Source organism: Streptomyces albofaciens JCM 4342, assembly GCF_008634025.1.
Classification (GTDB): domain Bacteria; phylum Actinomycetota; class Actinomycetes; order Streptomycetales; family Streptomycetaceae; genus Streptomyces; species Streptomyces albofaciens.
In genome coordinates, this window is sequence record NZ_PDCM01000001.1 from 2,633,193 (window position 1) to 2,647,608 (window position 14,416).

Here is a 14,416-nt window from a genome sequence, read left to right on the forward strand (position 1 = left end):
GCGGGGCGCACGAACATCACGGGGGAACGACGATGACGGCCGAGCTTGTCCGCGGGCAGAACCATCCACTGGACCGGACCCGTTTGGAGATCAGGATCGCGGCGGGCGGGCCCGTCGTCTCAGGGGTGACGCTCGCCGACGAGCGGGGCAACCTCGCGGGTGCCGAGGCCGTCGCCCACCCGGGCGCGCCGCGCCGTACCGGCATCGAGGTCCCCCGGCAGGCCGCCGCCGAGCACCGGATAGCGGTGGACCTCGACGCTCTGCCCGCCGACGTGCACCGGGTCAGCGTGCTGCTCGCGCTGCCCGTCGGCATCGGCGGCCCGGCGGACTTCGGGGCCGCGGCGGCCCCGTTCGTCGTCGTCACCGGCCTCGACGGGACGGGCATCGCCAGTTACACCCTCACCGACCTCGGCGCCGAATCGGCCGTCGTCGCGGTGGAGTTGTACCGCAGGCAGGGCGCCTGGAAGGTGCGGGCCGTGGGGCAGGGGTACGCGGGTGGACTTGCGGCGTTGCTCCAGGACCAGGGGCTGCCGCAGGCCGCCGAGCTGGCCGCGGAGATCCAGGAAGCGGTACGCGACGGCCTCGCGCGCTCCGTACCGGCCCCTGCCCAGGCGGCCACGGCTCCGCCCCAAGCCACGACCCCGCCCCCGGCTCCGGCCCCGGCGCCGACAACGGACCGTGCCGCTACGGAGCCCTCCACCGAGCCAACCCCCGCGCTCCCCACCAACACCACCCCCACCAACACCACCCCCATCAACTACCACCACCCCAAGCGCCGCCCCACCACCCCGCCACCCCCTCAGAACGCGCCCGCACCCACACAAACCCCAGCCGCAACCCCCACTTCCAGCCCCACCCCCACCCCCACCGAAGCCCCCACACCCCAGTAGCCGGTGACGCCCCGGGCCGGACCGCCGACGAGCGGCTCTACAACCAGGTGTGGGGCATGTTCGAGGACCTGTCCCGGACCGTCGCCGCCTACCGCAGCGCCATGGACTTCGCCCAGTCCCGCCTGGCCAAGGAACTGGACGCGGTCAACGCCGACCCCGGCAACCGCGTCGGGCCCGCCGCCGACGCCGCCCGCGCCGCCGCGCACGACAAGCACGCCCGCCTCGCGGCCCAGGCCCGTGAGGTGCTCGACCGGGATCTCGCCCAGCTCACCGCCGAGGCCGAGGTCGTCGAGCCCGCGCTGCCGCCCGCCCTCGCGGACTGGAGCAGCCCCGTCTGGCACGGTTACCAGGTTCCCGGCGAATACCCGATCGCCGTGCGCCTCGGTGATCTGCGCCTGCCGGAATGCCCGGACCTGCGCGTCCCCATGCTCGTACGACTGCCGATGAACCGGGGTCTGTGGATCGACAGCGGAGCGCCGGCGACGTTCCGCGGCGAGGGCGGGCCCGACGCGCTCGCGGACGGCTTCGGAGCGGACGGCTTGGGATCGGACGGCTTCGGACCGGACGCCTTCGGGCCGGACGGCTTCGGAGGAGCGGACGGCTTCGGCGACGGCCCGGACGGCGGCGCGCCGCTGGACGCCGCCGGGGTGCGGCGCCGGGCGATGGACACCGCCGTCACGCTCGCCGCCCGCCTGCTGGCCGCCCACCCGGCCGGCGAACTCACCCTCCGGGTCATCGACCCGGCCGGCGCGGCGGCGCCCGCGCTGGCGCCGCTGGTGGAGACGGGCGCGCTCCGCGAGCCCCCGGCCACCGGAGCGCAGGGCGTGACCGCGGTGCTCGGCGAACTGACCCGGCGCGTGGACCTCGTACAGATGGCGGTACGCAACCAGGCCGCCGAGTCGCTGCCGCCGGACCTGGACACGGCGGAGCAGCTGCTGATCGTCCACGACTTCCCGCACGGCTTCGACGACCGCGCCGTCAACCAGCTCCGCTACCTGGCGGACGAGGGCCCCTCGGTCGGCGTGCACCTGCTGATGGTCGCCGACCGGGCGGAGGCGCGGGAGTACGGGCCGGTGCTGGACCCGCTGTGGCGTTCCCTGCTGCGGATCACGCCGGTCCCGGACGCCCACCTCGCCGACCCTTGGGTCGGGCACGCCTGGACGTACGAGCCGTCGCGCGTGCCGGAGGGCAGCCAGGTGCTGCGCCAGGTCCTGGCCGACCTGGCCGAGGCCCGCCGGGCGCGCGGCCACAGTCGTACGCGGGAGAGCTGAGGCTTAGCGGCCACCGGGCGCGAGACCGTAGGTAGCTGTACGTGAGGCCGTAGCTGTACGCGTGGCGGTAGCTGTACGTGAGGCCGTAGCTGTACGCGTGGCGGTAGCTGTACGTGAGGCCACAAAGGCCGCAACCGTACGTGGGAGAGCGACGACGCCGGATGCCACCACGCCACACGCCACCGAACGATCCTCCCCACCCCGCCCGACCAGCGCTTTTGTCTAACTCTTTACTTCAGATTGCCTTTCCTTTACTCTCTAGGTGCGGAGGGGAGTATTCCTGCGCGACGTCCCCGTCATCACGGATCGCACCACTGACCAGATCCCGGGGCGTCGGCCCGGCTCGGGGAGCGCGCCATCAGCGCTCTCGGGTGGAAGAGACCTCCGGCAGCGACGACGCTGTGAGTGCCGTACGACTCTGCCGGAGGAGCAGTGGACGTTTCCCTGACCCTGTGGGTGCTGACCATCGTCGGTCTGTGCGCCCTGATCACCGCCGACTTCTTCATCGGCGGCCGCAAACCGCACGAGGTCTCCCTCAAGGAGGCCGGTATCTGGACCGCCGTCTGGATCGCGCTCGCCGCGCTCTTCGGGCTCGGCCTGCTGGTCTTCGGCGGCGGGCAGCCGGCCGGCGAGTTCTTCGCGGGCTTCATCACCGAGAAGTCGCTGAGCGTCGACAACCTCTTCGTCTTCGTCCTGATCATGGCGAAGTTCGCGGTGCCGACGATCTACCAGCAGCGGGTGCTGATGGTGGGTGTGCTGATCGCGCTGGTGCTGCGTGCCGGGTTCATCGGCGCGGGTGCCGCGATCATCGCCAACTTCTCGTGGGTCTTCTACCTCTTCGGCGCCTTCCTCATCTGGACGGCCTGGAAGCTCATCCAGGAGGCGCGCGCGGAGGAGCAGGACGAGGAGTTCGAGGAGAACCGCTTCCTGAAGATGGTCGAGCGGCGATTCCCGTCGACCGACCGCTACCACGGCACCAAGCTGTTCGTCGTCGAGAACGGCCGGCGCCTGATGACCCCGATGCTGATCGTCATGCTGGCGATCGGCACCACCGACGTGCTGTTCGCGCTGGACTCGATCCCGGCGATCTTCGGCCTCACCCAGGACCCGTACATCGTCTTCACCGCCAACGCGTTCGCCCTGATGGGCCTGCGGCAGCTGTACTTCCTCATCGGCGGCCTGCTGAAGAAGCTGGTGCACCTCTCGTACGGTCTGTCGATCATCCTCGGATTCATCGGCGTGAAGCTGGTGCTGCACGCTCTGCACGAGTCGGGGGTGAGCGTTCCGGAGATCAGCATCCCGGTCTCGCTCGGCGTGATCTGCGCCGTCCTCGTCGTCACGACGATCACGAGCCTGCGGGCCTCGAAGAAGCAGGCGCGGGCGGCGGCGGAGGCCACCGCGGCGAAGGAAAACACCAAAGACGCCATAGACGTCTGACCTGCGGCCCAACCGCCCAGACCCCGCGTCACCCGCTGACGGGCCAGCCACCGGTCCGTCAGCCGGCCCGTTCACCGGCCCGTCCATCGACCCGTTCACCGGCCCGTCCATCGACCCGTTCCCCGGCCCGTCCACCGGCCCGTTCCCCGATCCGTCCACCGGGCGGCCGGTAGCACCGGCCGCCCGTCAGGACCGTCACCAGTCGCGTCAGGACCGTCACCAGCCGATGAGGACCGTCACCAGCCGCGTTCGCGCCACTCGGCGAGGTGCGGGCGCTCCGCGCCGAGCGTGGTGTCCGCGCCGTGGCCCGGGTAGACCCAGGTCTCGTCCGGCAGCCGGTCGAACAGCTTGGCCGAGACGTCGTCGAGGAGGCTGGTGAACCGCTCCGGGTCGTCCCACGTGTTGCCGATGCCGCCCGGGAAGAGGCAGTCGCCGGTGAAGACGTGCGGGTGGCCGTGCGGGTCGTCGTAGATCAGGGCGATGCTGCCCGGGGTGTGGCCGACCAGGTGGCGGGCGGTCAGCCGCACCTGCCCGACGGCGATGGTGTCGCCGTCCTCGACGGGCACGTCGGTCGGTACGGGGATGCCCTCGGCGTCGTACCGGCCCGCGTACGTACGGGCGCCCGTCGCGTCCACCACCTCGCGCAGCGCGCCCCAGTGGTCGCCGTGCTGATGGGTGGTCACCACGGCGGCGATGCCGCCGTCGCCGATCAGGTTGAGGAGGGTGCGCGGCTCGGCGGCGGCGTCGATCAGCAGCTGTTCGCCGGTCGCCCGGCAGCGCAGCAGGTAGGCGTTGTTGTCCATCGGGCCCACCGCGACCTTGGAGATCATCAGGTCGGCCAACTCGTGCACGTCGGCCGGTCCGCCGACCTTCACTGCTCCCGTGTAGCTCATGCGCCCACCCTAAAGCGGGGGAAGGGCCGGAAGGGGGCCGCCCCGGGTGTCGAGTCCGGTGCCTTTGGCGCGGCCGGTGAGCCAGCCGACCAATTCGGCCGGCGGCCCGGACACCACCACGTACGGGACGTCCCCGGTGTCCTCGGTGACCACACCCGTGCGCTCCGTACGGCCGGTGCGCCACCGCCGCCCGTCGGGAGCGCGCAGCTCCACGGCCGGCACGTCGATGTGACCGGCGAACTTCACACCCGTCAGAAACGCCAGTTCCGCGTCGACGAAGGCGGTCGGCAACTGCTCGATCCCGTAGCCGACGCCCAGGTCGATACGGTGCAGCTCGACCTCGGCCAGGCGGCGGAACGGCAGCCGGGCGGCGCGTTCGATGACGCCGTTGCGCATCTCCAGCTCGTAGGTGAGGCGGGCGGGCGGCAGCGCCGCCACGGCCGCGTCGAAGCGGTCGGCGCTGGAGCGCAGGTCGTCCAGGTGCACGGCGAGCGGCCGGTCGGCACCGGCGGCGATGTCCGCGTCGCGGGCCTCGGCACTGGCGTACATCGGGGTGCGGACGCCGGTACGCGCCCAGGTCAGCAGATTGACCAGGGCATCGGCGTTGCGGGCCACATGAGCCAGGAGGTGACCGCGGGTCCAGTCGGGCAGCAGTGACGGTTCTCCGATCGCCGCGTCGTCCAACTTCCCGGCGGAGACGAGCAGTCGGTCGGTCGCTTCACGGACGGCGGCGGCGTCCTGCGCGAAATCCGGCGTGGCGGGGGGCGCATTGTCGGTCATGGTCCGAAGCTAGCGCCGCCATGGCCTCCGCGGGAGTCGATCCGCACGGATACAGGGGTACGCGGGCGGCGCGAGCGGCGCGGTACGGCTCATGCCGGTCCGCTGTCCGAGACCCCGGCCGGGCCCGCGGACAGCGGACAGCGGACCGGCCGGGCCCGCGGCCGTCAGGTCAGACAGCCATTCCGTCGGGAGCGCCGAACCACCGCCGCAATGCGTCCTCAAGCGCGGCCAGTTCATCCGCCGTGCAGGCGCTGGCGGGAGCCGTGCAGGTGGCGGCAGTCGCCGTGCAGGTGGTGGCGGTCGCCGTGCAGGTGGTGGCGGTCGCCGTACCGGCCGTACGGGTGGCGGTCGCCGTATCGGCCGTACGGGCGGCGGTTGCTGCACCGGCCGTACGGACGGCGGTCGCCGTACCGCCCGTACAGGTACGGGCTGCGCCCTCACCCGCCGCTTCCCCGCCCGGCGATGCCTCCGTACCCGCGGCCCACGCCACCACGCCGTCCGGCCGCACCAGCAGCCCGGCCAGTTCCGGACGGTCCGGGCAGCGGGCGGTCACCACGCGCAGCCGGCCCTCGTACCCGTCGGCGTACCCGGCGGCCCGACCGGCCAGGCCGGGGTCCTCGGTGAGGACGAACAGCAGCCCCCGCCCGTCCTCCAACTGCGCGCCGAGCCGGGTGCCGTCGGCGAAGACCAGGTCGGGGACGCTGCGGCCGGTCAGCGGGTGGTCGCCGGGCAGGTCGTAGCGCTGCCACACCCCGGAGATCTTCTTGGCGAAGTACGTGGTGCCGGTGACCGTGCCGGTCAGTTCGGTGACCACCTTGCGCAGGGCCCGGGAGTGCGGCGTCGGACGCATCACCGCGATCTGGGCGCGGGTCCAGTCCAGCACCCACGCGCCGACCGGATGCCGCTCGGCGGTGTAGGTGTCCAGCAGCCCGTCCGGCGCGTGACCGTGGACCGTCGCGGCCAGCTTCCAGCCCAGATTCATCGCGTCCCCGATGCCCAGGTTGAGACCCTGGCCGCCGAACGGCGGGTGGACGTGTGCCGCGTCACCGGCCAGCAGGACGCGCCCGCGGCGGTACTCGGGGACCTGGCGGGTGTTGTCGGTGAAGCGGGTGGCCGTGTTCACCTTGGTGACCGTGACGTCGGTCCCCGACACCTTGCGCAGGCTCGCCTGCACCTCCTCCGGCGTGACGGGGGCGGAGCGGTCCGCGGGCGGCCCGTCGAACTCGACGGTGAGGATGCGGCCGGGCACCGGGCCGTGGCTGTAGATGCCGTTGTCCGTCTCGTTCCAGCCCATGCCGAGCTTGTCGGCGCCGGTCATCTCCACCAGCGCCTGGCGGCCGGTGATCTCCGGATCGGTGCCGGGGAAGGGGAACCCGGCGAGCCTGCGGACCGTACTGCGTCCGCCGTCACAGCCCACCAGCCAGCCGGCCCGCAGTTCCTCCCCGCCTGCGCCTCCCGCCTCTGCGGCCTCTTCGACCTCTCCGGTCTCTTCGACCTCTCTGGTCTCTTCGACCTCTCTGGTCTCTCCGACCTCTCCGGTCTCTCCGACCTCTCCGGACTTTCCGATCTCTCCGGCCTTTCCTCCCTCTCTGGCCTCTCCGGCCTCGCAGATGTGCACCGTCACCCCGTCCGCATCCGCTTCGAAGCCGGTCAGCTCCACACCGCGGCGCACCTCGACGCCGAGTCCGGCGGCGCGCTCGGCGAGCAGCCGCTCCAGTGCCTGCTGTGCCACGAACCCGACCTCATCGGCCGGTCCGGCGTGGTGGAAGTCGGGGTCGGACGTGTCCAGCAACTCGGCGCGCAGCATGATCCCCGCGAAGTGCCCGGCGAACCTCGGCGCCGGGCGTACGGAGCTCGCCCCGGCCGCCTGCCGCTGTCGCACGAAGGAGTGGAACCGGCCGAAGGCCTCCCTCTGTACGGCGGCGAGCGCGGGCAGCAGGCCGCGGCGGTAGAAGGCCTCCGCGGTGGGCGTGTTGATGCCGCCCGCCTTGATCGTCTCGTCCACCTCGGTCAGGCGCTCCAGTACGACGGTCCGTACCCCGCGCAGGGCGAGTTCGCAGGCGAGCATCAGTCCGACGGGCCCGGCGCCCGCGATCACCACATCAGTCCGGGGAGTGGTTCCCCCGGTGGTCTCCATGTTCATGCGCTTGATTGTAGTCACTAAAAATTTGTTTCGGCTAAAATTACGGTCATGGCTGATGACGTGGAGGAGAAGGCGCGGCGCGGTGGCGGTGGCCACGCGCCGGCGGACGGCGAAGGGCTCTCGCTGCGCGAGCTGAAGAAGATCCGGACCCGTGAGCGGATCTCCGGTGAGGCCACCCGGCTCTTCGTCGCGCGCGGCTTCGAGCAGGTCACCGTCGCCGAGGTCGCCCGCGCCGCCGAGGTCTCGACGATGACCGTCTTCAACTACTTCCCCCGCAAGGAAGACCTCTTCCTCGACCGCATTCCCGAGGCCTTCGAGCTGGTGACGCGGGCCGTACGGGAGCGGGGCGAAGGCGTCGGGCCGTTGGAGGCGCTGCACCGCCTCGCGCTCGATCTGCTGGCGCAGGGGCATCCGCTCGCGGGAGTCGGGTTCTGGGACCGGTACTGGTGGCAGGTGCTGGTGGACTCGACGGCGTTGCAGGCGCGCGGGCGCGAGGCCCTGGAGGAGTTCGAGGACACGCTCGCCGGGCTGTTCGCGGAGGCCGAGGGCGCCGGGCCGGACGAGCACGGGCCGAGGCTGGCCGCGGCGCTGACCGTGGCCGCGTACCGTTCCGTGTACGCGACGGTCATCCGTCGGCAGATGGCCGGCGCCCCCGTCGAGGAGATCGTCGCGGAGCAGAGGGAGCTGCTGCAGCACACGTTCGACGTGCTGTCACGGGTGCTTTAGGGCGGGTGGCGCTTTGAAGGGCGGGCGGCTCGCGACGGGGTGCCCGGCGGGCGGTGAGGACGGGATGCCCGGCGCTGGGGGCGAGATGCGCGGCGCTGGGGGCGAGGTGCGCGGCATTGCCGACGCGATGCGCGGCATTGGCGACGGGATGCCCGACGGTGGGGACGGGGCGCCTAACGGGAAGGGTCCGGTTGTCCGGTCCAGGGTGGCCAGAAAATCGAACAACAGCCGCCCTCGACGTGACTTCGGACACCTTTCCCCGCGCCACCCCGGCGCCGCTTCCCGCCCCTCCCGCCTCCGGCCCGGCGGGAACCGGGAGGTGCCGGAGGGGCGTGGGGGAAGGTGGGGGCGCTCTGTCGGTGATCGGCAGGAAGAGGGGCGGGCCGTCACGTGTTGTCCAGAAGCGGCCACACGTTCGGGTGAAGCGCTTCGACGGACACCGTAATTCGAATGCGCGTGCTATAGGCTCGTGTGTGGCATCAATAAGACATCGCCGCGGCAGCCCCCATACCCTGGGGCGGGGGCTCGCCCAGCTTCCGCGCCCACCCGGCCCGGCGGCCGGCAGCGACCGGCTCGCCCGACCGCCGCCGTCAGGGCCGCACGCAGCTGGGCCGCGGCCTCCCGCCCCTCTCCAGAAAGGTGCCGACCGGCGTGGCCGACCGTCTCATCGTCCGTGGCGCTCGCGAGCACAACCTGCGCAACGTCTCGCTCGACCTCCCCCGGGACTCCCTCATCGTCTTCACGGGGCTCTCCGGGTCGGGCAAGTCCTCGCTCGCCTTCGACACGATCTTCGCCGAGGGGCAGCGCCGCTATGTCGAGTCGCTCTCCTCGTACGCCCGGCAGTTCCTCGGGCAGATGGACAAGCCCGATGTGGACTTCATCGAGGGCCTGTCCCCCGCGGTCTCGATCGACCAGAAGTCGACCTCGCGCAACCCGCGCTCGACGGTCGGCACGATCACCGAGGTCTACGACTACCTCCGTCTGCTGTTCGCCCGTATCGGCAAGCCGCACTGCCCCGAGTGCGGCGACCCGATCGCCCGGCAGTCGCCGCAGGCCATCGTGGACAAGGTCCTGGAGCTGCCCGAAGGCAGCCGCTTCCAGGTGCTGGCCCCGCTCGCGCGCGAGCGCAAGGGCGAGTTCGTGGACCTCTTCTCCGACCTCCAGACCAAGGGCTACAGCCGCGCCCGCGTCGACGGCGTCACGATCCAGCTCTCCGACCCGCCCAAGCTCAAGAAGCAGGAGAAGCACACGATCGAGGTGGTCGTGGACCGCCTGACCGTCAAGGACAGCGCCAAGCGCCGGCTGACCGACTCCGTCGAGACCGCCCTCGGCCTGTCCGGCGGCATGGTCATCCTCGACTTCGTCGACCTGGACGAGGACGATCCGCAGCGCGAGCGGATGTATTCGGAGCACCTGTACTGCCCGCGCGACGACCTGTCGTTCGAGGAGCTGGAGCCCCGCTCCTTCTCCTTCAACTCGCCCTTCGGCGCCTGCCCCGACTGCACCGGCATCGGTACGCGCATGGAGGTCGACCCCGAGCTGATCATCCCGGACGAGGAGAAGTCCCTCGACGAGGGCGCCGTCCACCCCTGGTCGCACGGCCACACCAAGGAGTACTTCGGCCGTCTGATCGGCGCCCTGGCCGACGCCCTCGGATTCCGTACGGACATCCCCTGGGCCGGGCTGCCGCAGCGCGCCAAGAAGGCCATCCTCAACGGCCACCGCACCCAGATCGACGTCCGCTACCGCAACCGCTACGGCCGCGAGCGCTCGTACACCACCGCGTTCGAGGGCGCCGTGCCGTTCGTCAAGCGGCGCCACCAGGAGGCGGAGAGCGACAGCAGCCGCGAGCGCTTCGAGGGCTACATGCGCGAGGTGCCCTGCCCGACCTGTGAGGGCACGCGGCTGAAGCCGATCGTCCTCGCCGTCACGGTCAAGGGCCGCTCGATCGCCGAGGTCTCGGCCATGTCGATCAGCGACTGCGCCGACTTCCTGCGCGAGATGAAGCTCGACGCCCGCGAGAAGAAGATCGCCGAGCGGGTCCTCAAGGAGGTCAACGAGCGGCTGAAGTTCCTGGTCGACGTCGGCCTGGACTACCTCTCGCTGAACCGCGCCGCGGGCACCCTCTCCGGCGGCGAGGCCCAGCGCATCCGGCTCGCCACCCAGATCGGCTCCGGCCTGGTCGGCGTGCTGTACGTGCTCGACGAGCCGTCCATCGGCCTGCACCAGCGCGACAACCACCGCCTCATCGAGACGCTGGTGCGCCTGCGCGACATGGGCAACACGCTGATCGTCGTGGAGCACGACGAGGACACGATCAAGGTCGCCGACTGGGTCGTGGACATCGGCCCGGGCGCCGGCGAGCACGGCGGCAAGGTCGTGCACAGCGGCCCGATGAAGGAGCTGCTGGCCAACAAGGACTCGGTCACCGGGCAGTACCTCTCCGGCCGCAAGGCCATCGTGACGCCCGGGGTCCGGCGGCCCGCCGACCCCAAGCGGCAGCTGACGGTGCACGGCGCGAAGGAGAACAACCTCCGCGATATCACCGTCTCCTTCCCGCTCGGCGTGCTCACCGCGGTCACCGGCGTCTCCGGCTCCGGCAAGTCCACGCTGGTCAACGACATCCTCTACACCCACCTGGCCCGCGAGCTGAACGGTGCCAAGTCGGTGCCCGGCCGCCATGTGCGGGTCTCCGGCGACGACCAGGTGGACAAGGTCGTCCACGTCGACCAGTCGCCCATCGGCCGTACGCCGCGCTCCAACCCCGCGACGTACACCGGCGTCTTCGACAACATCCGCAAGCTGTTCGCGGAGACGATGGAGGCCAAGGTCCGCGGCTACATGCCGGGGCGCTTCTCCTTCAACGTCAAGGGCGGCCGCTGCGAGAACTGCGCGGGCGACGGCACGATCAAGATCGAGATGAACTTCCTGCCGGACGTGTACGTGCCGTGCGAGGTCTGCCACGGCGCGCGCTACAACCGGGAGACCCTGGAGGTCCACTACAAGGGCAAGTCCATCGCCGAGGTCCTGGACATGCCGATCGAGGAGGCGCTGAGCTTCTTCGAGGCCGTCCCGAGCATCGCCCGCCACCTGAAGACGCTCACCGAGGTCGGGCTGGGCTACGTCCGCCTCGGACAGTCCGCGCCGACCCTCTCCGGCGGTGAGGCACAGCGCGTCAAGCTCGCCTCCGAGCTCCAGAAGCGCTCCACCGGCCGCACGGTCTACGTCCTGGACGAGCCGACCACCGGTCTGCACTTCGACGACATCAGCAAGCTGATCAAGGTGCTGTCCGGCCTGGTCGACAAGGGCAACTCGGTCATCGTCATCGAGCACAACCTCGACGTGATCAAGACCGCGGACTGGATCGTGGACATGGGCCCCGAGGGCGGCAACGGCGGCGGCCTGGTCGTCGCCGAGGGCACGCCGGAGCAGGTCGCGGCGGTCCCGGCCAGCCACACGGGCAAGTTCCTGCGGGACATCCTGGGCGACCGGGTCAGCGACGCGGAGCCGGCCCCGGCCGCCGCAGCGAAGAAGCGCGCCGTGACGAAGACCGTCGCCGCGACGAAGGCCCCGGCGAAGAAGACCGTCTCGGCGAAGACCGGCACCAAGGCAGCCGCTTCGAAGACGACGGCGAAGAAGACGGCCGCCAAGCCCGCGGCTGCCGAGCCCGCGGCCGCCAAGAAGACAGCCGCGAAGAAGGCAACCGCGAAGAAGGCGACCGCGAAGAAGGCGACGCGGGCCCGCCAGGCCTGATCGCCGCCGGACGAACCGACGGGCCGCCGTCCCACCCGTAAGGGGAGGGGCGGCGGCCCGTCGTTGTCACAGGTGGGGCGGCGGCCTGTCACTGTTAGGGGCGGGGCGGTGGCCCGTCGCCGTTAGGGATGGAGCGGCGGCCTGTCACTGCTAGGAGGACGGCGATCCGTCGCCGTTGGGGATGGAGCGGCGGCCCGTCACTGTTAGGAGGACGGCGACCCGTCGTCGCTGGGGATGGGACGGCGGCCCGTCACCGTTGGCGATGGAGCGACGCCCCGCACCATTGGGGATGGAGCGGCAACCTGTCACTGCGAGGGATGGGGCAGCGGCCCGTCGCCGTAATGGCACGCGCAGCTCGCCCACCACCCGTAACGCGTCACGACGGCGGGCCCGTCCGCCGGGCGACGGCTCGCCGCCCCGTCACTCCGGCCCCACCAGCTCCGTCGCATACGGCGGCTGCGCGCCGGGACGGGAGCAGGTCATCGCCGCCGCGCGGGCCGCGAAGCCGAGGATGTCGCGCCAGGCGTCGGGGGAGAGGGCGGCGAGCGCGTCGGGGGCCAGGGCGCCGTGCGCGTCGAGACGGTTCAGCAGCGCCGCGTTGACCGTGTCGCCCGCGCCGATCGTGTCCGCGACCTCGACCCGCTCACCGGGCACCGCGATCCCGTCCCCGCCCGGCGTCCGTACGCACAGCCCGTCACCGCCGCGTGTGAGCACCACCGCCGCAGGCCCGGCCGTCAGCCAGTCCTTCACCGCGGCCGCGACGCCCTGGGGACCGGCCAGCCACTCCGCGTCCTCCTCCGAGAGCTTCAGCAGCGTCACGTGCGGCAGCCAGGAGCGGAAGCGGGCCCGGTAGGCGTCCGCGTCCGCGATCAGTCCGGCGCGGATGTTGGGGTCCAGCGCCGTGAAGATGCCCTGCTCCGCCGAGCGGCGCATGAGCGACTCGTACGCGCTCGCGCCCGGCTCCAGGACCAGCGAACAGGTGCCGAACGACACCGCCCGCACCGCGGCGGGCAGTTCGCCCGGCAGGGTGAACAGCCGGTCGGCGGTGCCGTCGGCGTAGAAGCCGTAACCCGCCGAACCGTCCGGGCTGATGTCCGCGACGGCCAGGGTGGTGGGCTCGCTGCCGCGCTGCACCAGCGAGGTGTCCACGCCGTCCGCGCGCAGCCCGCGCAGCAGCTCCTCCCCGAAGCTGTCGGTGGACACCCGCGAGCAGAACGCGGCGGGCGAGCCGAGCCGCCCCAGGGCGAGGGCGGTGTTGTACGGGCCGCCGCCCCGGCGCGGCAGCAGCGCGGGCAGCGGCCCGTCCCCGGTCGGCGGTTGCGAGCTGGGCACGAGGTCGATCAGGGCCTCGCCGGCGACGACGATCACGACAGTCCTGGCCTTTCTGGGGGTGGGGGAGGGGCGGGTCAGCGCCCGGCGCCGGTGCAGCCGCAGGATTCGCGGTGCACATACGTACAAGGCAGCCGGAGCGTGCGCGGCGGGCGGTCCGGGTCCTCCAGCCGCTCCAGGAGCAGCCGTACCGCGGCGGCCCCGATCTCCTTGCTGGGCTGGGAGATCGCCGTCAGACGCGGGGCGAACAGGTCCGCCCACGAGAAGTCGTCGAAGCAGGCCAGCGCGATGTCGCGGGGCACGTCGAGGCCGAGGTCGCGGAGCGCGCGCAGGGTGCCGATCGTCATCGCGTTGTTGGCGGTGATGATCGCGGTGGGCGGTTCGGGGGCGGCGAGCAGGTGCCGGGTGGCGTCCTCGGCGCCCTCCGCCTCGGAGTTGCCGCCCGCCAGCAGTTCGGGGGCGAAGGGCAGGCCTCGGACGCGCAGGCCCTCGCGGTAGCCCTGGACGCGCTCGGTGGTGGTGCTCAGCCCGGGCAGCCCGGCGACCAGCCCGATCCGGGTGTGGCCCAGATCGGCGAGGTGCTCGACGAGCTGCCGTACGGGGGCGGTGTTCTCCGCGCAGACCTGGTCGTACGCGTCGCCGACGAGCCGGTCGAGGAAGACGGCCGGAACCTTGCGCCGGGTGAGGTAGTCGGCCATGCCCGCGGGCTCCGCGGACGGTGCGACGATCATGCCGTCCACCCGGCGCTCGTGCAGCAGCCGGACGACCTTCCGCTCGTGCTCCGGGTCGTCGTGCGGGTCGGCGATCAGCAGGCTGTAGCCCGCTTCGAGGGCACCGGCCTCGACGCCCTGGAGGATCTCGGTGAAGTACGGGTTGCTGATCGCGGAGACCGCGAGGCCTATGGAGCGGGTGCGCGCGGTGACCAGCGAACGGGCCAGCGTGTTGTGGGTGTAGCCCAGCTCGTCGATGGCCGCGAGGACGGCGGCGCGGGTGTCGGGGCGTACCGGCCGGGTCTCGTTGAGCACATGCGAGACCGTGGCCACGGAGACCCCCGCCCGCCGTGCCACATCGACCATCGTCGTCATCCGGTCCGTCTCCCCGAGTCCGTCGCCCTGTGGTGCCGGCAGGTGGTCCGCTGCCGGTACGTAGTCCATCACAGCCTAGACGTAAACGCTTGCGCAAACGTTTACCACC

Annotated in this window: 8 protein-coding genes and 1 pseudogene; 4 read left to right on the forward strand and 5 right to left on the reverse strand. The window is 71.8% G+C overall.

Annotation, left to right across the window (positions count from 1 at the left end; genetic code table 11):
- Positions 1–32: 32 nt before the first annotated feature.
- Together CP973_RS41585 and CP973_RS11795 are read left to right on the forward strand one after the other, a co-directional pair.
- Positions 33–2,161 (forward strand): annotated as a pseudogene (locus tag CP973_RS41585) (TerD family protein).
- 432 nt (positions 2,162–2,593) lie between these two features.
- Positions 2,594–3,598, forward strand: coding sequence for a TerC family protein (locus CP973_RS11795; protein ID WP_150239979.1), 1,005 nt, complete (start codon positions 2,594–2,596; stop codon positions 3,596–3,598).
- A 236-nt stretch (positions 3,599–3,834) separates the two neighbouring features.
- Here CP973_RS11795 and CP973_RS11800 read toward each other — a convergent pair whose 3' ends face one another.
- The 3 genes from CP973_RS11800 to CP973_RS11810 all read right to left on the reverse strand — a co-directional run bounded on the left by CP973_RS11800 (position 3,835) and on the right by CP973_RS11810 (position 7,414).
- Positions 3,835–4,491, reverse strand: a complete 657-nt coding sequence (locus tag CP973_RS11800; protein WP_150239981.1) for an MBL fold metallo-hydrolase — start codon at positions 4,489–4,491, stop codon at positions 3,835–3,837.
- A gap of 9 nt (positions 4,492–4,500) precedes the next feature.
- Positions 4,501–5,271 carry a maleylpyruvate isomerase family mycothiol-dependent enzyme gene (locus tag CP973_RS11805; protein ID WP_150239983.1) on the reverse strand — a complete coding sequence of 257 codons (771 nt, stop codon included), beginning with the start codon at positions 5,269–5,271 and terminating at the stop codon, positions 4,501–4,503.
- Positions 5,272–5,440: 169 nt separating this feature from the next.
- A complete protein-coding gene (locus CP973_RS11810) occupies positions 5,441–7,414 on the reverse strand; it encodes an FAD-dependent monooxygenase (protein ID WP_244409406.1) in 1,974 nt (657 codons plus the stop codon).
- 48 nt (positions 7,415–7,462) lie between these two features.
- Here CP973_RS11810 and CP973_RS11825 point away from each other — a divergent pair, with 48 nt between their 5' ends.
- Both CP973_RS11825 and uvrA read left to right on the forward strand, forming a co-directional pair.
- Entirely contained in the window at positions 7,463–8,140 is a 678-nt protein-coding gene (locus CP973_RS11825; RefSeq protein WP_150239985.1) for a TetR/AcrR family transcriptional regulator, read from the forward strand.
- A gap of 651 nt (positions 8,141–8,791) precedes the next feature.
- Positions 8,792–11,893, forward strand: coding sequence for an excinuclease ABC subunit UvrA (gene uvrA / locus CP973_RS11830; protein ID WP_150239987.1), 3,102 nt, complete (start codon positions 8,792–8,794; stop codon positions 11,891–11,893).
- Positions 11,894–12,313: 420 nt separating this feature from the next.
- On the opposite strand, the gene CP973_RS11835 is transcribed toward uvrA, so the two are convergent.
- The gene (locus tag CP973_RS11835) at positions 12,314–13,261 is read right to left on the reverse strand and encodes a carbohydrate kinase family protein (RefSeq protein WP_150239988.1); all 948 of its coding nucleotides are present in this window, start codon (positions 13,259–13,261) and stop codon (positions 12,314–12,316) included.
- A 38-nt stretch (positions 13,262–13,299) separates the two neighbouring features.
- A complete protein-coding gene (locus CP973_RS11840; protein ID WP_150243471.1) occupies positions 13,300–14,307 on the reverse strand; it encodes a LacI family DNA-binding transcriptional regulator in 1,008 nt (335 codons plus the stop codon).
- Between the last annotated feature and the right edge of the window lie 109 nt (positions 14,308–14,416).